The sequence below is a fragment of the Streptomyces avicenniae genome (genome assembly GCF_000719135.1).
Lineage (GTDB): Bacteria > Actinomycetota > Actinomycetes > Streptomycetales > Streptomycetaceae > Streptomyces > Streptomyces avicenniae.
In genome coordinates, this window is the sequence record NZ_JOEK01000005.1 from 87,392 (window position 1) to 107,478 (window position 20,087).

The following is a 20,087-nucleotide window of genomic DNA, read 5'->3' on the forward strand; positions in this document are numbered from 1 at the left end:
TTCTCTGTGCCGATCTCGATAAAGCTAACCTGGGCCACTCCCCGACCCACGCGGTCGGGTGTGTCGGAAAGACTGCGGATGTCCAAGCCCCTCGCGGAGCGAGGAGGGGACGCAGATCCCGGAGTCCATGCGGCGAAAAAGCGCAGGGAACACCCCAGGCACAAGGTCAGAGGGTACCTACCCCGGGGGCTCCGGTCAAAATGATTGGCTGCGCACGCACAATGACCCCATGGACACACGTGGGGACATGGACGGGGCGGGGCCGGGGGATGTCGGCGACATAGCCGGCGGTGCCGAGGCGGACGGCGGGGACGGGGAAGGCACCACGGAGGGTGGTGGAGACAGAAGCGACAGAGCCGGAGCCGGAGAAGGCGACGCCGCCGCCGGTACGCAGGTGAGCGACGTCACGACGGAACGTACCACCTCGGGCGGCACCGGCGGGAACGACGCGGGACCGGCACCGGGCGACGAGGAGGCCGCGGAGGCGCCGGAAGGCACCGAGGACACGGAGCAGGACGCGGCGCCACCACGCCGCCGCAGGCGCCGCTGGCCACTGGTCGTGGCGGCCGTCCTGGCCCTGGTCCTCGCCTCGGCGGGCGCCGCGGGCGCCTGGCTGTGGTGGGAGACCGACGAGGCGCTCGACTCGATCGAACGCATCCCCGACGCGCTGCCGACGCACCTGCCGGTGACCGCGCAGCCCCCACGCATCGAGGGCGACGCACTCGTCTACCTGCTGATCGGGGTGGACAACGACCAGGCGCCGGAACCCGGCGAGGACTGGCCCGCGGGCGTGGCCCGCAGCGACACGATGATGCTCACCCAGATCTCCGCCGACCGCGAGACGGTCTCCCTCGTCTCGCTGCCCCGCGACACCTGGACGGAGATCCCGGGCCGCGGCGAGGCCAAGCTGAACGCCGCCTACTCCTGGGGCGGCCCCGCGCTGCTGGTCGAGACGGTGCAGAACCTCACGGGCATCCGCATCGACCATGTGGCGATCATCGACTGGTCGGGCTTCCGCGCGTTCACCGACGCCGTCGGCGGTGTGACCGTGGACGGCGAGCGGATGGACGGCCGCGAGGCCCTGGACTACGTGCGGGAGCGCAAGACCCTCCCGGGCGGCGACCTCGACCGCACCAGGCGCCAGCAGAACTTCCTGCGCGCCCTGCTCAACCAGACGGCCGGCGCGGGGACGCTCACCGACCCCGGCCGTCTCACCGGGCTGCTCGGCACGCTCGGCGACGTCGTCAGCGTGGACGACCAGCTCAGCAACGGCGACCTGCGCTCCCTCGCCTGGGACCTGCGCGGCATCAGCGGCGACGAGGTCAACTTCATGAACGCCCCGGTCGCCGGCGCCGACCGCCGCGGGGGACAGTCGGTCGTGCTCCTCGACGACGAGGCGGCACGCCCCCTGTGGGACGCCATGCGCGACGACGCCATGGCCGGGTTCCTCGCGAGCGGGGAAGCCCCCGAACAGCTCGGCGACGACGTGCGCTGAGCCCGCGCCGCGCCCCCGACCGGCCGCCCGCACAGGCCGGGCCGGGGCGGCGCGCCGTGCCACCACCACAACGGCCCGCGGGCCCGTCCGGAGCGGCGAGGATGCCGCCCGGACGGGCCCGCGTACGTCGTGCCCGGTGCCCCGGGGAGGACGGCTCAGCCCTGGTAGGGGCCGTAGTCGTAGTCCTCCAGCGGAACGGCCTGGCCGGAGCCCGTGCCGAAGGGCGAGTAGTCGATGTCGTCGTACCCGACGGCCGAGTACATCGCGGCCTTCGCCTCCTCGGTCGGCTCGACCCGGATGTTCCGGTAGCGGGACAGGCCCGTACCGGCCGGGATGAGCTTGCCGATGATCACGTTCTCCTTGAGGCCGATCAGGGAGTCCGACTTGGCGTTGATCGCCGCGTCGGTGAGCACCCGGGTCGTCTCCTGGAAGGACGCCGCCGACAGCCACGACTCGGTGGCGAGCGACGCCTTGGTGATACCCATCAGCTGCGGACGGCCGGAGGCGGGGTGACCGCCCTCGGCGACGACGCGCCGGTTCTCGCTCTCGAACTTCGAGCGCTCGACCAGCTCGCCGGGCAGCAGCTCCGCGTCGCCCGACTCGATGATCGTCACCCGGCGCAGCATCTGCCGGACGATGATCTCGATGTGCTTGTCGTGGATCGCCACACCCTGCGAGTTGTAGACCTTCTGCACCTCGCCGACCAGGTAGATCTGGACGGCGCGCTGGCCCAGGATGCGCAGGACGTCGTGCGGGTTGGCCGCGCCGACGGTCAGCGGCTGGCCGACGGCGACGTGCTCGCCCTCGCTGACCAGCACACGGGAGCGCTTGGAGACCGCGAAGGCCGTCTCGTCCGACCCGTCGTCCGGGGTGACGACGACCTTCTTCGTCTTCTCGGTCTCCTCGATCCGCACGCGGCCCGCCGACTCGGAGATCGGCGCGACGCCCTTGGGCGTCCTGGCCTCGAACAGCTCGACCACACGCGGCAGACCCTGCGTGATGTCCTCACCGGCGACACCGCCGGTGTGGAAGGTACGCATCGTCAGCTGGGTGCCGGGCTCACCGATGGACTGGGCCGCGATGATGCCGACGGCCTCGCCGATGTCCACCAGCTTGCCGGTGGCCAGCGAACGGCCGTAGCACATGGCGCAGGTGCCGACGGCCGACTCGCAGGTCAGGACCGAGCGGGTCTTGACCGTCTCGACGCCGTGGCCGACCAGCTCGTCGATGAGCACGTCGCCCAGGTCGGTACCGGCCGGGGCCAGCACCTTCCCGTCCACGACGATGTCCTCGGCGAGGCAGCGGGCGTAGACGCTGCTCTCGACGTCCTCCGCCTTGCGCAGCACGCCGTCGGGGCCCTTGGCCGCGATGGAGAGCTTCAGGCCGCGCTCGGTGCCGCAGTCCTCCTCGCGGATGATCACGTCCTGGGAGACGTCCACCAGACGACGGGTGAGGTACCCGGAGTCGGCGGTCCGCAGGGCGGTGTCCGCGAGGCCCTTACGGGCACCGTGCGTGGAGATGAAGTACTCCAGCACGGACAGACCCTCGCGGAACGACGCCTTGATCGGCCGCGGGATGGTCTCGTTCTTCGCGTTGGAGACGAGGCCGCGCATACCCGCGATCTGACGCATCTGCATCATGTTTCCGCGGGCACCGGAGTCCACCATCATGAAGATGGGGTTGATCTTCGGGAAGTTCTCGCTCATGGCCTCGGCGACCTCGTTCGTCGCCTTGGTCCAGATCGCGATCAGCTCCTGCGTGCGCTCGTCCTTGGTGATCAGACCGCGCTCGTACTGCTTCTGGACCTTCTCGTCCTGCGCCTCGTAGTCGGCGAGGATCTGCTTCTTCACCGGCGGCACGACGATGTCGGAGACCGCGACGGTGACGCCCGAGCGCGTGGCCCAGAAGTAACCGGACGACTTCAGGTTGTCCAGCGTCGCGGCGACAATGACCTTCGGGTAGCGCTCGGCCAGGTCGTTGACGATCTGCGAGAGCTGCTTCTTGCCGACGGACTGGTCGATGAACGGGTAGTCCTCGGGCAGCAGCTCGTTGAAGAGCGCCCGGCCCAGCGTGGTGCGCATCCGGAAGCTGTCGCCCGGCTGCCACTCGCCCGCGCCGGAGCCGTCGGCCTCGGTGGGGGCGGGCGGGGTCCAGCCGCGGGGCGGGACGGAGCCGACCGGGAAGCGGATGTCGATCTTCGCCTGGAGCGACAGCTCGCCCGAGTCGAAGGCCATGATCGCCTCGGCGGTGGAGGCGAACGACCTGCCCTCGCCCTTGACCTCGCGCTCCTCCTCGTCCGTGGTGAGGAAGAAGAGGCCGAGCACCATGTCCTGGGTGGGCATGGTCACCGGGCGGCCGTCGGCCGGCTTCAGGATGTTGTTCGAGGACAGCATCAGGATGCGGGCCTCGGCCTGCGCCTCCGCGGACAGCGGCAGGTGCACGGCCATCTGGTCGCCGTCGAAGTCCGCGTTGAACGCGGTGCACACGAGCGGGTGGATCTGGATGGCCTTGCCCTCGACCAGCTGCGGCTCGAACGCCTGGATGCCGAGGCGGTGCAGGGTCGGGGCGCGGTTCAGCAGCACCGGGTGCTCGGCGATGACCTCTTCGAGGACGTCGTACACCACGGTGCGCTGGCGCTCGACCATGCGCTTGGCCGACTTGATGTTCTGCGCGTGGTTCAGATCGACCAGGCGCTTCATCACGAACGGCTTGAACAGTTCGAGCGCCATGGCCTTCGGCAGACCGCACTGGTGCAGCTTGAGCTGCGGGCCGACGACGATCACGGAACGCGCCGAGTAGTCCACGCGCTTGCCCAGCAGGTTCTGCCGGAAGCGGCCCTGCTTGCCCTTGAGCATGTCGGACAGCGACTTCAGCGGACGGTTGCCGGGACCGGTGACCGGACGGCCGCGACGGCCGTTGTCGAACAGCGCGTCCACGGCCTCCTGGAGCATCCGCTTCTCGTTGTTCACGATGATCTCGGGGGCACCGAGGTCGAGCAGACGCTTGAGGCGGTTGTTCCGGTTGATGACGCGGCGGTACAGGTCGTTCAGGTCGGAGGTCGCGAAGCGGCCACCGTCCAGCTGCACCATCGGCCGCAGGTCCGGCGGGATGACCGGCACACAGTCGAGCACCATGCCGCGCGGGCTGTTGGACGTCTGGAGGAACGGCGAGACGACCTTGAGCCGCTTCAGGGCGCGGGTCTTCTTCTGGCCCTTGCCGGTGCGGATGATCTCCCGCAGCCGCTCGGCCTCCTCCTCCAGGTCGAAGGTCTCCAGGCGCTTCTGGAGCGCCGCGGCGCCCATCGAGCCGTCGAAGTAGGTCCCGAAGCGGTCGCGCAGCTCGCGGTAGAGCAGCTCGTCGCCCTCCAGGTCCTGGACCTTGAGGTTCTTGAAGCGGGTCCAGACCTCGTCCAGACGGTCCAGCTCGCGCTGCGCGCGGTCGCGCAGCTGCTTCATCTCCCGCTCGGCACCCTCGCGCACCTTGCGGCGCACGTCGGCCTTGGCGCCCTCGGCCTCCAGCTCGGCGAGGTCCGACTCCTGCTTCTTGGCGCGGGTCTCCAGGTCGGCGTCACGGCGCTGCTCGACCTGCTGGCGCTCGACGGAGATCTGGGCCTCAAGCGAGGGCAGGTCGCGGGTGCGGCGCTCCTCGTCCACGTACGTGATCATGTAGGCGGCGAAGTAGATGACCTTCTCCAGGTCCTTCGGCGCCAGGTCGAGCAGGTACCCGAGGCGTGAGGGCACGCCCTTGAAGTACCAGATGTGGGTGACGGGGGCGGCCAGTTCGATGTGGCCCATCCGCTCACGGCGCACCTTGGCGCGGGTCACCTCGACGCCGCAGCGCTCACAGATGATGCCCTTGAAGCGGACGCGCTTGTACTTGCCGCAGTAGCACTCCCAGTCCCGGGTGGGGCCGAAGATCTTCTCGCAGAAGAGGCCGTCCTTCTCGGGCTTGAGCGTGCGGTAGTTGATGGTCTCCGGCTTCTTGACCTCACCGTGGGACCACTGACGGATGTCGTCAGCGGTGGCGAGGCCGATCCGCAGTTCGTCGAAGAAGTTGACGTCGAGCACTCTCGTCAATCCCTCTCAGGTTCGAGTGTGGTGGTCTGATCGGGGTCCCGGGGCTGGGCCGGGGACGGCGGTGGGCCGCCCCCGGCCGGACCCGTCAGACCTCTTCGACGCTGCTCGGCTCGCGCCGGGACAGGTCGATGCCGAGCTCCTCCGCGGCGCGGAAGACGTCCTCGTCGGTGTCGCGCATCTCGATGGACATGCCGTCGCTTGACAGCACCTCCACATTGAGGCAGAGCGACTGCATTTCCTTGATGAGCACCTTGAAGGACTCCGGGATACCGGGCTCCGGGATGTTCTCACCCTTGACGATGGCCTCGTAGACCTTGACGCGGCCGGTGACGTCGTCGGACTTGATGGTGAGCAGTTCCTGCAGGGCGTAGGCCGCGCCGTACGCCTCCAGGGCCCACACCTCCATCTCACCGAAGCGCTGGCCACCGAACTGGGCCTTACCGCCCAGCGGCTGCTGGGTGATCATGGAGTACGGGCCGGTCGAGCGCGCGTGCAGCTTGTCATCGACCAGGTGGTGCAGCTTCAGGATGTACATGTACCCGACGGAGATCGGGTCGGGGAACGGCTCCCCGGAACGGCCGTCGTACAGCTGGGCCTTGCCCGAGGGCAGGACGAGCCGGTCGCCGTCGCGGTTGGGGATGGTGGACTCGAACAGCCCGGCCATCTCGTCCTCGCGGGCGCCGTCGAAGACCGGGGTGGCGACATTGGTGCCCGGCGCGACGTCGTCGGCGCCGATGGCCGCCAGCCGCTCCTTCCACTCCGCGTCGGTGCCCTCGATCTTCCAGCCCTGGGAGGCGAGCCACCCGAGGTGGATCTCCAGCACCTGGCCCGGGTTCATGCGGGACGGGACGCCCAGCGGGTTCAGGATGATGTCCACCGGGGTGCCGTCCTCCATGAACGGCATGTCCTCGACGGGCAGGATCTTGGAGATGACGCCCTTGTTGCCGTGGCGCCCGGCGAGCTTGTCGCCGTCGGTGATCTTGCGCTTCTGGGCCACGTAGACGCGGACCAGCTGGTTGACGCCGGGCGGCAGCTCGTCGCCCTCCTCGCGGTCGAAGACGCGCACGCCGATGACCTTGCCGGTCTCGCCGTGCGGCACCTTCAGGGAGGTGTCGCGGACCTCGCGGGCCTTCTCGCCGAAGATCGCGCGCAGCAGGCGCTCCTCGGGGGTCAGCTCGGTCTCGCCCTTCGGGGTGACCTTGCCGACCAGGATGTCGCCGGCCTCGACCTCGGCGCCGATGCGGATGATGCCGCGGTCGTCGAGGTCGGCGAGGACCTCCTCGGAGACGTTCGGGATGTCCCGGGTGATCTCCTCGGGGCCCAGCTTGGTGTCACGGGCGTCCACCTCGTGCTCCTCGATGTGGATCGAGGAGAGGACGTCGTCCTGCACCAGACGCTGGGAGAGGATGATCGCGTCCTCGTAGTTGTAGCCCTCCCACGGCATGAACGCGACCAGCAGGTTCTTGCCGAGCGCCATCTCGCCGCTCTCGGTGGAAGGACCGTCCGCGATCACCTGGCCGGTGATGACGCGGTCGCCCTCCTCGACCAGCACCTTCTGGTTGAAGGAGGTGCCCTGGTTGGAGCGGTGGAACTTGGCCAGCCGGTGCGTGACGTGGGTGCCGTCGTCGTACTGGATGGAGATGTAGTCGGCGGACACGTCGGTGATGACACCGTCGCGCTCGGCCTTGATGACGTCGCCCGCATCCACGGCGGAGCGGTACTCCATGCCGGTGCCGACGAGCGGCGACTCGGCCTGGATCAGCGGCACGGCCTGGCGCATCATGTTCGAGCCCATGAGCGCGCGATTGGCGTCGTCGTGCTCCAGGAACGGGATCATGGCGGTCGCGACCGACACCATCTGGCGCGGCGAGACGTCCATGTAGTCCACGTCGGTCCCGGCGACGTAGTCCACCTCGCCGCCGCGGATGCGGACGAGCACGCGGGCCTCGGCGAAGGTGTAGTCGTCGGTCAGGCGGGCGTTCGCCTGCGCGATGACGTACCGGTCCTCCTCGTCGGCGGTGAGGTAGTTGACCTCGTCGGTGACGACACCGTCGGTGACCTTGCGGTACGGCGTCTCGACGAAGCCGAACGCGTTGACCCGGCCGAAGGCGGCCAGCGAGCCGATGAGGCCGATGTTCGGGCCCTCGGGGGTCTCGATCGGACACATGCGGCCGTAGTGCGAGGGGTGCACGTCACGGACTTCGAGGCCCGCCCGCTCACGGCTGAGGCCGCCGGGACCGAGCGCCGACAGGCGGCGCTTGTGGGTCAGCCCGGAGAGCGGGTTCGTCTGGTCCATGAACTGCGACAGCTGGCTGGTGCCGAAGAACTCCTTGATGGAGGCGACGACCGGCCGGATGTTGATCAGGGTCTGCGGCGTGATCGCCTCGACGTCCTGGGTGGTCATGCGCTCGCGGACGACGCGCTCCATGCGCGCGAGGCCGGTGCGGACCTGGTTCTGGATCAGCTCGCCGACGTTGCGCAGGCGGCGGTTGCCGAAGTGGTCGATGTCGTCGGTCTCGACGACGATCGTGCGGCCCGCGGCGGTGGCCGTCTCGGTCTCACCGGCGTGCAGGCGGACCAGGTACTTGATCGTGGCGACGATGTCCTCGACGGTCAGCACGCCCGCGTCGAGCGGCTCGTCCCCGCCGAGCTTCTTGTTGATCTTGTAGCGGCCGACCTTGGCCAGGTCGTAGCGCTTCGGGTTGAAGTACAGGTTCTCCAGCAGCGTCTGCGCGGCCTCGCGGGTCGGCGGCTCGCCCGGGCGGAGCTTGCGGTAGATGTCGAGCAGCGCGTCGTCCTGCCCCTGGGTGTGGTCCTTCTCCAGGGTGGCGCGCATGGACTCGTAGTCGCCGAACTCCTCCAGGATCTGGTCGGAGGTCCAGCCCAGGGCCTTCAGCAGCACGGTGACGGACTGCTTGCGCTTGCGGTCGATGCGGACGCCGACCATGTCGCGCTTGTCGATCTCCATCTCCAGCCAGGCACCCCGGGACGGGATGATCTTGGCCGAGAACAGATCCTTGTCGGACGTCTTGTCGATGCTGCTGTCGAAGTAGACGCCAGGGGAACGGACGAGCTGCGAGACGACCACGCGCTCGGTACCGTTGATGCAGAAGGTGCCCTTGTCGGTCATGAGCGGGAAGTCGCCCATGAAGACCGTCTGGGACTTGATCTCACCGGTCTCGTTGTTGGTGAACTCGGCGGTGACGAAGAGCGGCGCCGCGTACGTGAAGTCGCGTTCCTTGCACTCGTCGATGGAGTTCTTCGGCGGCTCGAACCGGTGGTCCCGGAATGTCAGGGACATGGACCCGGAGAAGTCCTCGATCGGGGAGATCTCCTCGAAGATCTCCTCGAGACCGGACTTCCTGGGTACGTCCTGTCCACTTTCCAGCGCGGCCTCGACGCGGGCTTTCCAGGCGTCGTTGCCGAGGAGCCAGTCGAAGCTCTCGGTCTGGAGCGCAAGGAGATTCGGAACCTCAAGGGGTTCCTTGATCTTCGCAAAAGAGACACGCAGGGGTGCGGTGCTGGTGCCGTTGTTCGTACTGTTGGTCGAGGCGTTGCGCGAGGCGGCCAAGAGGGGGTCCTTCCGAGGGCTCGGACTCTCTGCGCGCGTACCTACCCCCCTGGTGACGGGCAGGAGGCAGCTAGGCAGCGCAAAGGGTCAGTGTAGCCACAAGACCCACTGATGTCCAACGCCTCTATCGACCATCGAGGAGCCACCCTCGGTGTACTCGTTTCGTGCCTCTCGTCGATCCACGCCCGGCCGCCTCGTAGCCGGCTGCGGATCTTCCGTCTGCCGCATCAATTCCCACTCCGCCGAGCATCCATGCCTCGGTTCATGGACTGATCTGGCGACGCGCCCTGAGAATCGCGCGCCCGGTGCGGTTCGTCAAGGCCCCTGGGAACCGAAGATCACCATACCCGGCCAGCGGGCAGGGGCAAGGAGGTGGCCACCACAACGCCCAGGGGCGATCACCCGACTGGGTGATCGCCCCTTACAACGACCCGCCTGAGCTGCGAAGGAGCGCAGCGTCAGCGGGTGGAGATCACTTGACCTCGACGCCGGCGCCGGCGGCCTCAAGGGAAGCCTTGGCCTTCTCGGCGGCCTCCTTGTTGACCTTCTCCAGGACGGGCTTCGGGGCGCCGTCCACGAGCTCCTTGGCCTCCTTCAGACCCAGCGAGGTCAGCTCACGCACGACCTTGATGACCTGGATCTTCTTCTCGCCCGCACCGGTGAGGACGACGTCGAACTCGTCCTTCTCCGGCTCGGCCTCGGCGGCACCGGCGCCACCACCCTGGGCGGGCAGGGCGAAGGCGGCCGGAGCGGCGGCCTCGACGTCGAACTTCTCCTCGAACTTCTTCACGAAGTCCGAGAGCTCCAGCAGGGTCATGTCCGCGAACTGCTCCAGCAGCTCGTCCTGGCTCAGCTTCGCCATGGTGGCGGTCCTTCCATGTCAAACGGGTCAGACGGCGGGTGCCGGGTGACCATCCGGGGTGGTACGAGCGGGCGGGTGCCTACTCGGCGGGAGCGGCCTCGCCGGCTTCGCCCTTTTCGACCTTCTCGCGCAGCGCGTCCGCGGTGCGGACCAGCTTCGTGAGCGGGGCCTGGAAGGTCGCCGCGGCCTTGGCCATGGACGCCTTCATGCCGCCGGCCAGCTTGGCCAGCAGCACCTCGCGCGACTCCAGGTCCGCGAGACGCACGATCTCCGCCGCGCTCAGGGTGCGCCCGTCGAGGACACCGCCCTTGATGACGAGCGCGGGGTGCTCCTTGGCGAAGTCACGCAGACCCTTCGCCGTCTCGACCGGGTCGCCGGTCACGAACGCGACGGCGGTCGAGCCCTTGAAGAACTCGTCGAGCCCGGTGACCCCGGCCTCGTTGGCCGCGATCTTGCTCAGCGTGTTCTTCGCCACACGGTACTGGGCGTTCCCACCGAGCGAACGGCGCAGCTGCTTCAGCTGGGCCACGGTGAGACCGGTGTACGCGGTGACGACGGCCGCGTGGGAGTTCTCGAAATCCTGCTTGATCTCCGCGACTGCCGCGACCTTGTCGGTGCTCGCCATAACCTCGGCCCTCCTTCCGGGACTTTCCGGGTGATTCGAACCGCACGGAAGGGAGCCGGAGAAAACGGAACGCCCCGGCGCGGGCGCTCGGGGCGGACGGGACCGGGGTTCACAGGCCCGGGACGGACTCACCGGACGGCCAGGAACACCTGGGGCGTCATCACGAACACCTGCGCGGGCCGTCCGCCTCAGCGGATCCTTCGGCCGCCGCGAGCCCGGTGAGGACACACGACGACAACCAGCGGTCTTTGGCTTCGTGGGGGAGCGTACGGGACACGGTGCGCGGCAGGCAAATCGGGCCGCCTGCCGCGCCGGGTGTCAGCCGCCGAGGCCGCCCAGGACGGCCTCAAGCACCTCGTCGAAGTCCACGGCCCGGTCGGCCGGCGGCTCGGTGACGGCCACCTCGGTGCCGAGGTCGGCGTAGTCCACCTGGTAGGTCAGCTCGCCGGTCGTCGTCGTGTACCGCTGGCTCAGGCGGACCGGGAAGTCGTCCTCGCCGACCCAGGCGTCGATCGTCCAGCTCTCGACGCCCTGCCGCTCGGCGGCCTCGGTGAGGCGGTGGCGCTGCGCGTCGGTGAGCTGCCCGTCCTGGCCGTCGCCCTCGGCGGCCAGCGCGTCCGCGAGGGAGACCGTGCCGCGGTAGTGCTCCGCCGTGGTCCCGTTGATGTCCTCGGTGCCCACGGACTCGATGCCGGGGGCGCGCAGCAGCAGCGCGAGTTGGTCGGCCGGGTCCTGCGCCGCGGTGTCCAGGGCGGAGGCGACGGCGCCCGCGACGGCGCCGTCGGAGCCGCCGGAGTCCTCGGCCACCTCGGCGACGTCCACCCGCAGCCAGTCGCGGCCGTCGAACTCGGCGGCGAACGCGCCGTCGAGCGAGGCCCACACGGTGTCGCCGACCCACAGGACGTGCGTCTCGGCCGGGGCGGCGGGGCCGAGGCCCAGCGCGTCGCCCTCGACCGTCGCGTCGATGGCGGGGTCGTCGCCCCAGGACATGACCCCCTCGGCCGTCACGCCGCCGTCCTGGGCACCCGAGCCGGTGAGGCTCGCCTCGAAGGAGGCCGAGGTGGTGCGCCCCGCGCTGTCGGCCGCCGCGCGGACGGCCGCCAGGACCTCGGGGTCGGTGCGGACGGTGTCCGCGGACGCCTCGGAGCCGCCGTCACCGTCCCCGTCGTCCCCCGAGCCGCCGCACGCCGCCGTACCGGCGAGCAGCAGCGCCGCGCCGCCGAGCGCGACGGCCCGCGCCGCGCGGCGGGGTCCGGTCGTCCCGGCCCGGTGCCGTGCCCACGGGAAAAGCCTCTCGGAACGCATCGCTCCCCCTCCGTCCGGGCCGGGGGCCGCACTCCCACCGCGCCGTCCTCGGCCTGCTGTCGCCTCCACGCTAACGCAGCGGGCGCCCTACGCAAACGCCCGTCCGCACGCCGCGAGGGCGTGGGACGGGCGTGTGTCGGACCGGTACCGGCCGCGTGCGCTCAGACGAGGTTGTCCTCGCTGAGCAGGTCGCGGGTGCGGTTGGTGTCCACGGGGATGCCGGGGCCGATCGTGGTGCTGATCGTCGCCTTCTTCAGGTAACGGCCCTTGGCCGCCGACGGCTTCAGCCGCAGGATCTCGTCCAGCGCGGCGGCGTAGTTCTCCACCAGCTTGGTCTCGTCGAAGGAGACCTTGCCGATGATGAAGTGGAGGTTCGAGTGCTTGTCCACCCGGAACTCGATCTTGCCGCCCTTGATCTCGGTGACGGCCTTGGCGACGTCGGGGGTGACGGTGCCGGTCTTCGGGTTCGGCATCAGACCACGCGGGCCGAGGACGCGGCCGAGGCGGCCGACCTTGCCCATGAGGTCAGGGGTGGCGACGACGGCGTCGAAGTCGAGCCAGCCGCCCGCCACCCGCTCGATCAGTTCGTCGGAGCCGACGATGTCGGCGCCCGCGGCCTCCGCAGCCGCTGCACGGTCACCGGTCGCGAAGACCAGGACCCGGGCGGTCTTGCCGGTGCCGTGCGGAAGGTTGACGGTGCCGCGGACCATCTGGTCGGCCTTGCGCGGGTCCACACCCAGGCGCATGGCGACCTCGACGGTGCCGTCGAACTTGGAGGTCGAGGTGTCCTTGGCGAGACGGACGGCCGCGAGCGGCGCGTAGACGCTCGTGCGGTCGAACTTGTCGTCCGCGCTGCGAAGGTTCTTGCTGCGCTTCACTGCTGCTCCTGCGATCGAATCGGAGTCGTGGTGCGGGCCGGCGCAGGCCCTGCCACGGGAAGGTGGACGTCGGCGGGGCTCAGCCCTCGACGGTGACACCCATGGAACGGGCGGTACCGGCGATGATCTTCTCGGCGGCGTCGAGGTCGTTGGCGTTCAGGTCGGGCATCTTGGTGGTGGCGATCTCCCGGACCTGGGCGCGCGTGAGCTTGGCGACCTTGGTCTTCTGGGGCTCGCCCGAGCCCTTCTCGACACCGGCGGCCTTGAGGATCATCTTCGCGGCCGGCGGGGTCTTGGTGATGAAGGTGAAGGAGCGGTCCTCGTAGACCGTGATCTCCACCGGGATGACCCAGCCGCGCTGCGACTCGGTCGCGGCGTTGTAGGCCTTGCAGAACTCCATGATGTTGACACCGTGCTGACCGAGCGCCGGACCCACGGGCGGCGCGGGGTTCGCGGCGCCGGCCTGGATCTGGAGCTTGATGAGCCCGGTGACCTTCTTGTTCCTGGGAGGCATGTTCTCGGGTCCTCTACCTCAGTGTGTGATGGGTGTGCCGCCGGGGCACCGGAGCCGGTGCCGGACGGAGGCATACCGGACCACGGTAACGGGTACCGTCGTACGGCCAAAATCGCGCGCCCCGGAACCGGGTGACCGGGACCGGGGCGGGACACCGTGCCGGGCCTCACGGCCCGGCGGCGGCTCAGTTCTTCTGGATCTGGTCGAAGCTCAGCTCGACCGGGGTCTCGCGGCCGAAGATCTCGACGAGGCCCTTGACCTTCTTGGAGTCGGGGTTGATCTCGTTGATCGTCGCCTGGAGGGTCGCGAACGGGCCGTCCGTGACGGTGACCGAGTCGCCGACCTCGAAGTCCAGGACCTGCACCTCGACCTTGCGGCCACCGCCCGCGCCGCCCTCGGCAGCCGCCTCGGCGGCGGCCTTCTGCTCCACCTCGGGGGCGAGCATCTTCACGATCTCGTCGAGCGTGAGCGGGTACGGGTCGTAGGCGTTGCCGACGAAGCCGGTGACGCCCGGGGTGTTGCGCACGACGCCCCAGGACTCGTTCGTCAGGTCCATGCGGACCAGGACGTAGCTGGGGAGCTTGTTCTGCTTGATCGTGCGGCGGTCGCCGTTCTTGATCTGGACGACCTCTTCCTGGGGCACCTCGACCGCGAAGATGTAGTCCTCGACGTTCAGCGAGACGGCGCGCTGTTCCAGGTTGGTCTTCACGCGGTTCTCGTACCCCGCGTACGTGTGGACGACGTACCACTCGCCGGGCAGGGCCCGCAGTTCCTCGCGCAGCTGCGCGACCGGATCGACGGGCTCGGCGGGCTCCGCCTCCTCGCCCGCGTCGGCCTCGGTCCCGGCGGGCTCCTCGGCCGCCTCGGCGCCGGTCCCGTCGTCCTCACCGATCTCGTCGGTCTCCGTGGCCGCCTCCTCGGGCGCCCCGAGGGTGTCCGCCTGCTCCTCCGCCTCCTCGACGATGTCGCGTGCGGTGTCGTCGCCCTCGGTCCCGGGGGACGCGGCGTCGTTGCGGTACGGGTCAGACACGATTGCTGCTTCTTCCTGCGCTTCCGGACACGGTGTTGATGATCAGCCGGAGATGACCAGCCGGGTGATCAGCCGAAGACGTAATCGACGGCGCGGCTGAACCCCCAGTCAAGCACGGTCAGGATGCAGATGACGACGATCACGAAGACGATGACGGCCGTGGTGTAGGTCGTGAGCTGGTTGCGGGACGGCCAGACGACCTTCCGCAGCTCGGCGACCACCTGCCGGTAGAACAGCGCGAGACGGCCGAGCGGGCCGCGCTTGGCACGCTTGCCGCGGCGGCCGGTGCCACCGCCGCCACTGGCGCCCTCGCCCCGGGGCTCTGGCGTCTCCACGGAGTCTGTGATCCCCGCCACTCGTCCTCACCTGTTCCCGGTCATGGTCATAAGCCGCCCGGTCCACCCGGACGGCTGTGTACCTAGCGCCTAGCAGGGCCGGAGGGACTTGAACCCCCAACCGCTGGTTTTGGAGACCAGTGCTCTACCAATTGAGCTACGACCCTTTACCGCATGGCTTACCGACAACGTACCGCATCGGGCACCACCGGTGAGGAGTGTACGTGGTGAAGCGCCGGGCGTCGAACGGCACATGGATCTTGCCGCGGGATCCGCCGCCGGTCCCGGGCTTTCCCGGACACATCGCCCCCGCGCCCCGCCCCCGCGAGGCCCCGTCCACCCCTCGTGACCCGCGTGCCACCCGACGGGACGGTCTGGGACGATGCGTATATGAGTGCCACATCCTCCCCATCTCCCGCGCAGCCACCCGTCGCGCCGCCCACCGGGCGCCGTGTCTCGGCCCGGGTCGGCGCCATCTCCGAGTCCGCCACCCTCGCCGTGGACGCCAAGGCGAAGGCCCTCAAGGCCGCCGGGCGTCCCGTCATCGGCTTCGGCGCCGGTGAACCCGACTTCGCCACCCCGGAGTACATCGTCGCGGCGGCCGAGGCGGCCTGCCGCGAGCCGCGCTTCCACCGCTACACCCCGCCCGGCGGCCTGCCGGAGCTGAAGGAGGCGCTCGTCGCGAAGACGCTGCGCGACTCGGGGTACGCGATCGACGCCTCGCAGGTCCTGGTGACCAACGGCGGCAAGCAGGCGATCTACGAGGCGTTCGCCACGCTGCTCGACCCGGGCGACGAGGTCATCGTCCCGGCGCCGTACTGGACGACCTACCCCGAGTCGATCCGCCTCGCGGGCGGCGTGCCGGTCGAGGTCGTCACCGACGAGACCAGCGGCTACCTGGCGACCGTGGAGCAGCTGGAGGCGGCACGCACCGAGCGGACGAAGGTGCTGCTGTTCGTCTCGCCGTCCAACCCGACCGGCGCCGTCTACACCCCTGAGCAGACCGAGGCGATCGGCCGCTGGGCGGTGGAGCACGGGCTGTGGGTGCTCACCGACGAGATCTACGAGCACCTGGTCTACGGCGACGCGCGCTTCACGTCGCTGCCCGCCGCCGTGCCGGAGCTGGCCGACCGCTGCGTGATCGTGAACGGTGTGGCGAAGACGTACGCGATGACCGGCTGGCGCGTGGGCTGGCTGATCGGCCCGCGCGACGTGATCAAGGCGGCGACGAACCTCCAGTCGCACGCCACGTCGAACGTGAGCAACGTCGCGCAGGCCGCCGCGCTGGCCGCCGTCTCGGGCGACCTGTCGGCGGTGGACGCGATGCGCGAGGCGTTCGACCGCAGGCGCCGCACGATCGTGCGGATGCTGAACGAGATCGAGGGCGTCACCTGCCCGGTGCCCGACGGCGCGTTCTACGCGTACCCGTCCGTGAAGCCGCTGCTCGGCAAGGAGATCAGGGGCCGCCGTCCGGCGACCAGCCTGGAGCTGGCCGGGCTGCTGCTCGAAGAGGCCGAGGTCGCGGTGGTGCCGGGCGAGGCGTTCGGGACGCCGGGCTACCTGCGGCTGTCGTACGCGCTCGGTGACGACGACCTGGTCGAGGGCGTCTCGCGGCTCCAGAAGCTGCTCGCGGAGGCCAGGGACTGACCGCGTTCCCCGCGGCCCGGGGACGGGACAGGGGTTCGGGCGACCGCACGTGCGGGTCACACGACTACCGGGCGTCTCGCCTGATGCGGCAAGATCCTGGGATGGATCGTGTACGTGACGTCCGTGCCCTGCCCAAGGCGCATCTGCATCTGCACTTCACCGGGTCGATGCGGCCCGGCACGCTGCTGGAACTGGCCGACAAGTACGGCGTGCATCTGCCGGAGGCCCTCAGCAGCGGCCGGCCGCCCCGCCTGCGGGCGACGGACGAGCGGGGCTGGTTCCGCTTCCAGCGCCTGTACGACGCGGCGCGCTCGTGCCTGCGGGAGCCGGAGGACATCAGGCGCCTGGTGCGCGAGGCGGCGGAGGAGGACATCCTCGACGGGTCGCGGTGGCTGGAGATCCAGGTGGACCCCACGTCCTACGCGCCGCGGCTCGGCGGGCTGATCCCCGCGCTGGAGATCATCCTGGACGCCGTGGAGACGACGGCGCGGGAGACCGGGCTCGGCATGCGGGTCCTGGTCGCGGCGAACCGGATGAAGCATCCGCTCGACGCGCGCACGCTGGCGCGGCTCGCCGTGCGCTACCGGGACCGCGGCGTCGTCGGCTTCGGGCTGTCGAACGACGAACGGCGCGGGCTGGCCCGTGACTTCGACCGGGCGTTCGCCATCGCGCGGGAGGGCGGCCTGCTGTCGGCGCCGCACGGGGGCGAGTTGTCGGGCCCGATCAGCGTGCGCGACTGCCTCGACGACCTGCGGGCGGCCCGGATCGGGCACGGGGTGCGCGTGGCGGAGGACCCGGCGCTGATGGCGCGGCTGGCGGACGCGCGCGTGACGTGCGAGGTCTGCCCGTCGTCGAACGTGGCGCTCGGCGTCTACGAGGACCTGGCGGACGTGCCGCTGCGGACGCTGTGGGACGCCGGGGTGCCGATGGCGCTGGGGGCGGACGACCCGCTGCTGTTCGGCTCGCGGCTGGCGGAGCAGTACGAGATCGCGCGGGCGCACCACGCCTTCACCGACCACGAACTGGCGGAGCTGGCACGGCAGTCGGTGCGCGCGTCGGCGGCGCCCGAGGACGTGCGGGGCAAGCTGATGGTGGAGATCGACGAGTGGCTGGCGCTGTGAGGGCGCCGGACCTGTCGGGGTGACAACTCCCTTGCTGAGCAGCCGCGTTCGTTCCGGCGTGCACGGGCTGCGCCTACAGTGAGCGGCAGTATCAGCCGTGGAAGGGGAGAGTCGCATGGGGTACGAGGACACGACGGCCGACGGGGGCGCTCCGGTGCCAGGGATCGACGTGACCCGGCCGAGCGTCGCGCGGGTCTACGACGCGGTCCTCGGGGGCAAGGACAACTACGCGGTGGACCGCGAGCTGGCCGACGCGATCGTGACGCAGCTGCCGGGGGCGCAGGTCATCGCGTTCGACAACCGGCGGGTGCTGGCGCGGGCGATCGCGGCGATGAGCGCGGCGGGCATCCGGCAGTTCATCGACATCGGCAGCGGTCTGCCGACGGCGGACAACGTGCACCAGGTCGCGCAGCGGCACGCGCCGGAGTCGCGGGTGGTGTACGTGGACAACGACCCGGTGGTCCTGGCGCACGGCCGGGCGCTGCTCGCGGAGAACGAGCGGACGGTCGTGATCACCGGTGACCTGCGGGACCCGGCCGGTATCCGCGACCACGAGGACACGCGGCGGCTCATCGACTTCGAGCAGCCGGTGGCCGTCGTCCTGTCGGCGATCCTGCACCACGTGAACGACGACGAGGGCCCGCTCGACCTCGCGCGTTTCTGGCGGGAGGCGGTGCCGTCGGGCAGCTACGTGTACATCAGTCACTTCCGCAGCGAGAACGATCCGGGGTCGGCGCGGCTCGAAGAGATCCTCCAGGGGTCGCTGGGCCGGGGGCGCTGGCGGTCGGACGAGGAGGTGGCGGAGCTGTTCGAGGGGCTGACGCTGCTGGAGCCGGGGATAGTGCCGTGCGCGCTGTGGCGTCCCGAGGGCGAGGGCGTCCCCGAGCTGACGGAGTGGCAGCGGCTGATCGTGGCGGGGCTCGCCGTCAAGCCGTGAGCGGGGCGCCGGGGCGCGGCGTCACAGCGAGGTGCCGACGGTGACCGGCTCGTTGACGAGGGTAATGCCGAAGGCGGCGTGGACGCCGTCGCGCACCTCGCGGGCGAGGGCGACGATGTCGGCGGCGGTGGCCGTGCCCCGGTTGGTGAGGGCGAGGGTGTGCTTGCCGGAGATGCGGGCCGGTCCCGTGCCGTGGCCCTTGGCGAACCCGGCGCGGTCGATGAGCCAGGCGGCGGACGTCTTGGTGCGTCCGTCGTCGGCGGGGTAGGCCGGGGGCAGGACGTCGGGGCCGAGGCGTTCGGCGACACGGGTGAGGAAGACGTCCCACTCCAGTGCGTCGAGGACCGGGTTGGTGAAGAACGACCCGGCGGACCACGTGTCGTTGTCGGCCGGGTCGAGGACCATGCCCTTGCCCGCGCGGAGGGCGAGGACGGCCTCGCGCGCGGCGGCGGCGGGGACGCGGTCGCCCGGGGCGACGCCGAGGGCGCGGGCGGTCTCGGGGTAGCGGAGGGGGGCGGAGAGCCCGGCGGCGTCCTCCAGCGTGAGGTGGACACGCAGGATGACGTGACGGTCGGGGTTCTCCTTGAAGCGGCTGTGGCGGTAGGCGAAGCCGCAGGCGGCGGCGGGGAGGGTGACCGTCTCGCGGGCGACCCGGTCGTAGGCGACGACCTCGGTGAGGACGGAGGAGACCTCCTGGCCGTAGGCGCCGACGTTCTGAATGGGGGTGGCGCCCGCGGAGCCGGGGATACCGGCGAGGCATTCGATGCCCGCGAGCCCGGCATCGACGGCGTGGGCGACGGCGTCGGACCAGTTCTCGCCCGCGGCCAGTTCGAGGCGGGTGCCGTCGAGGTGGCGGCCGGTGGTGGCGATGCGCAGGGCGGTGCCGGGGAAGCCGTCGTCGCCGATGAGGAGGTTGCTGCCGCCGCCGATGACGAGGAGCGGGGTGGCGGTGGCGTCGGCCGCGTTGACGGCGTCGATGACCTCCTCGTCCGTCGTGGCGGTCACCAGCCGGTCCGCCGGGCCGCCGACCCGGAGTGTGGTGAGGGTCGCGAGCGGGGCGTTGTGGATCTCCTGCACCGGGCCAGCATACGGGCGGGGGTCGGGGGCGGCCGGGGCGATGACTTCCGGGCGGCGCGCGAGTCGGTACGGGGGAAGGGAAACATCCGGAAGCGCGCAGGGGAGAAGGAGCCGATCATGCCGGGTATCAGGACGAGTCTGTGGTTCGACACCGAGGGCGAGGAGGCCGCCAGGTTCTACACGTCGCTCTTCCCGAACTCGGAGGTGACCGGCGTCACGCACTACACCGAGGCGGGGCCGAGGCCGGTGGGGCAGGTGCTGACGGTGGACTTCACGCTGGACGGGCAGCGGTTCACGGCGATCAACGGCGGCCCCGAGTTCACGTTCGACGAGGCGGTCTCGGTGCTGATCGAGTGCGCCGACCAGGCGGAGGTGGACCGCTACTGGGCGGCGCTGACGGAGGGCGGCGAGGAGGGGCCGTGCGGGTGGCTGAAGGACCGCTACGGGCTCTCCTGGCAGGTGGTGCCGCTGCGGCTGAACGAGCTGACGAGCGACCCGGACCCGGGGCGGGCGCGGCGTGCGACGGAGGCGATGTTCGGCATGAAGAAGATCGACGTCGCGGCGCTGGAGGCGGCGGCGGACGCGGGGTGACGGCGCGCGCCGGGACCGTACGG

The 20,087-nt window shown here is 70.3% G+C and carries 15 protein-coding genes and 1 tRNA gene; 5 read left to right on the forward strand and 11 right to left on the reverse strand.

The features are described from left to right. The first annotated feature begins 229 nt into the window (after positions 1–229). Positions 230–1,495: an LCP family protein gene (locus IF27_RS10455; protein WP_223290992.1), complete on the forward strand. Its 1,266-nt coding sequence runs from the start codon at positions 230–232 to the stop codon at positions 1,493–1,495. A gap of 155 nt (positions 1,496–1,650) precedes the next feature. On the opposite strand, the gene IF27_RS10460 is transcribed toward IF27_RS10455, so the two are convergent. The 10 genes from IF27_RS10460 to IF27_RS10505 all read right to left on the reverse strand — a co-directional run bounded on the left by IF27_RS10460 (position 1,651) and on the right by IF27_RS10505 (position 14,858). Beyond that, entirely contained in the window at positions 1,651–5,562 is a 3,912-nt protein-coding gene (locus IF27_RS10460) for a DNA-directed RNA polymerase subunit beta' (protein ID WP_052849180.1), read from the reverse strand. Positions 5,563–5,656: 94 nt separating this feature from the next. Further along, positions 5,657–9,142, reverse strand: a complete 3,486-nt coding sequence (gene rpoB, locus IF27_RS10465; protein ID WP_052849181.1) for a DNA-directed RNA polymerase subunit beta — start codon at positions 9,140–9,142, stop codon at positions 5,657–5,659. A gap of 472 nt (positions 9,143–9,614) precedes the next feature. Further along, the gene (gene rplL / locus IF27_RS10470; protein WP_052849182.1) at positions 9,615–10,004 is read right to left on the reverse strand and encodes a 50S ribosomal protein L7/L12; all 390 of its coding nucleotides are present in this window, start codon (positions 10,002–10,004) and stop codon (positions 9,615–9,617) included. Positions 10,005–10,083: 79 nt separating this feature from the next. After that, a complete protein-coding gene (rplJ, locus tag IF27_RS10475) occupies positions 10,084–10,629 on the reverse strand; it encodes a 50S ribosomal protein L10 (RefSeq protein ID WP_052849183.1) in 546 nt (181 codons plus the stop codon). A 318-nt stretch (positions 10,630–10,947) separates the two neighbouring features. After that, on the reverse strand, positions 10,948–11,934 hold the full coding sequence (locus IF27_RS10480) for an SCO4651 family lipoprotein (protein WP_052849184.1): 987 nt from the start codon (positions 11,932–11,934) through the stop codon (positions 10,948–10,950). Positions 11,935–12,095: 161 nt separating this feature from the next. Continuing rightward, a complete protein-coding gene (gene rplA, locus IF27_RS10485) occupies positions 12,096–12,812 on the reverse strand; it encodes a 50S ribosomal protein L1 (protein WP_052849185.1) in 717 nt (238 codons plus the stop codon). Between the two features lie 79 nt (positions 12,813–12,891). Next, complete coding sequence (gene rplK / locus IF27_RS10490) at positions 12,892–13,326, reverse strand: 50S ribosomal protein L11 (protein ID WP_052849186.1); 435 nt, start codon at positions 13,324–13,326, stop codon at positions 12,892–12,894. A gap of 184 nt (positions 13,327–13,510) precedes the next feature. Beyond that, positions 13,511–14,356 (reverse strand): transcription termination/antitermination protein NusG, encoded by an 846-nt coding sequence (nusG, locus tag IF27_RS10495; RefSeq protein WP_052849187.1) that lies wholly within the window; start codon positions 14,354–14,356, stop codon positions 13,511–13,513. A 68-nt stretch (positions 14,357–14,424) separates the two neighbouring features. Continuing rightward, positions 14,425–14,691: a preprotein translocase subunit SecE gene (gene secE / locus IF27_RS10500; protein WP_223290993.1), complete on the reverse strand. Its 267-nt coding sequence runs from the start codon at positions 14,689–14,691 to the stop codon at positions 14,425–14,427. Between the two features lie 94 nt (positions 14,692–14,785). Further along, positions 14,786–14,858: transfer RNA gene (locus IF27_RS10505), tRNA-Trp, on the reverse strand. A gap of 223 nt (positions 14,859–15,081) precedes the next feature. On the opposite strand from IF27_RS10505, the gene IF27_RS10510 reads away from it, so the two are divergent. The 3 genes from IF27_RS10510 to IF27_RS10520 all read left to right on the forward strand — a co-directional run bounded on the left by IF27_RS10510 (position 15,082) and on the right by IF27_RS10520 (position 18,396). Then, positions 15,082–16,338: a pyridoxal phosphate-dependent aminotransferase gene (locus tag IF27_RS10510; protein ID WP_052849188.1), complete on the forward strand. Its 1,257-nt coding sequence runs from the start codon at positions 15,082–15,084 to the stop codon at positions 16,336–16,338. 101 nt (positions 16,339–16,439) lie between these two features. Continuing rightward, positions 16,440–17,459 carry an adenosine deaminase gene (locus IF27_RS10515; protein WP_052849189.1) on the forward strand — a complete coding sequence of 340 codons (1,020 nt, stop codon included), beginning with the start codon at positions 16,440–16,442 and terminating at the stop codon, positions 17,457–17,459. A 115-nt stretch (positions 17,460–17,574) separates the two neighbouring features. Next, positions 17,575–18,396, forward strand: coding sequence for an SAM-dependent methyltransferase (locus tag IF27_RS10520; protein WP_052849190.1), 822 nt, complete (start codon positions 17,575–17,577; stop codon positions 18,394–18,396). A 21-nt stretch (positions 18,397–18,417) separates the two neighbouring features. Here IF27_RS10520 and IF27_RS10525 read toward each other — a convergent pair whose 3' ends face one another. After that, the gene (locus IF27_RS10525) at positions 18,418–19,473 is read right to left on the reverse strand and encodes a UDP-N-acetylmuramate dehydrogenase (RefSeq protein ID WP_052849191.1); all 1,056 of its coding nucleotides are present in this window, start codon (positions 19,471–19,473) and stop codon (positions 18,418–18,420) included. Between the two features lie 117 nt (positions 19,474–19,590). Here IF27_RS10525 and IF27_RS10530 point away from each other — a divergent pair, with 117 nt between their 5' ends. Then, positions 19,591–20,064, forward strand: coding sequence for a VOC family protein (locus IF27_RS10530; RefSeq protein WP_052849192.1), 474 nt, complete (start codon positions 19,591–19,593; stop codon positions 20,062–20,064). Positions 20,065–20,087: the final 23 nt, after the last annotated feature.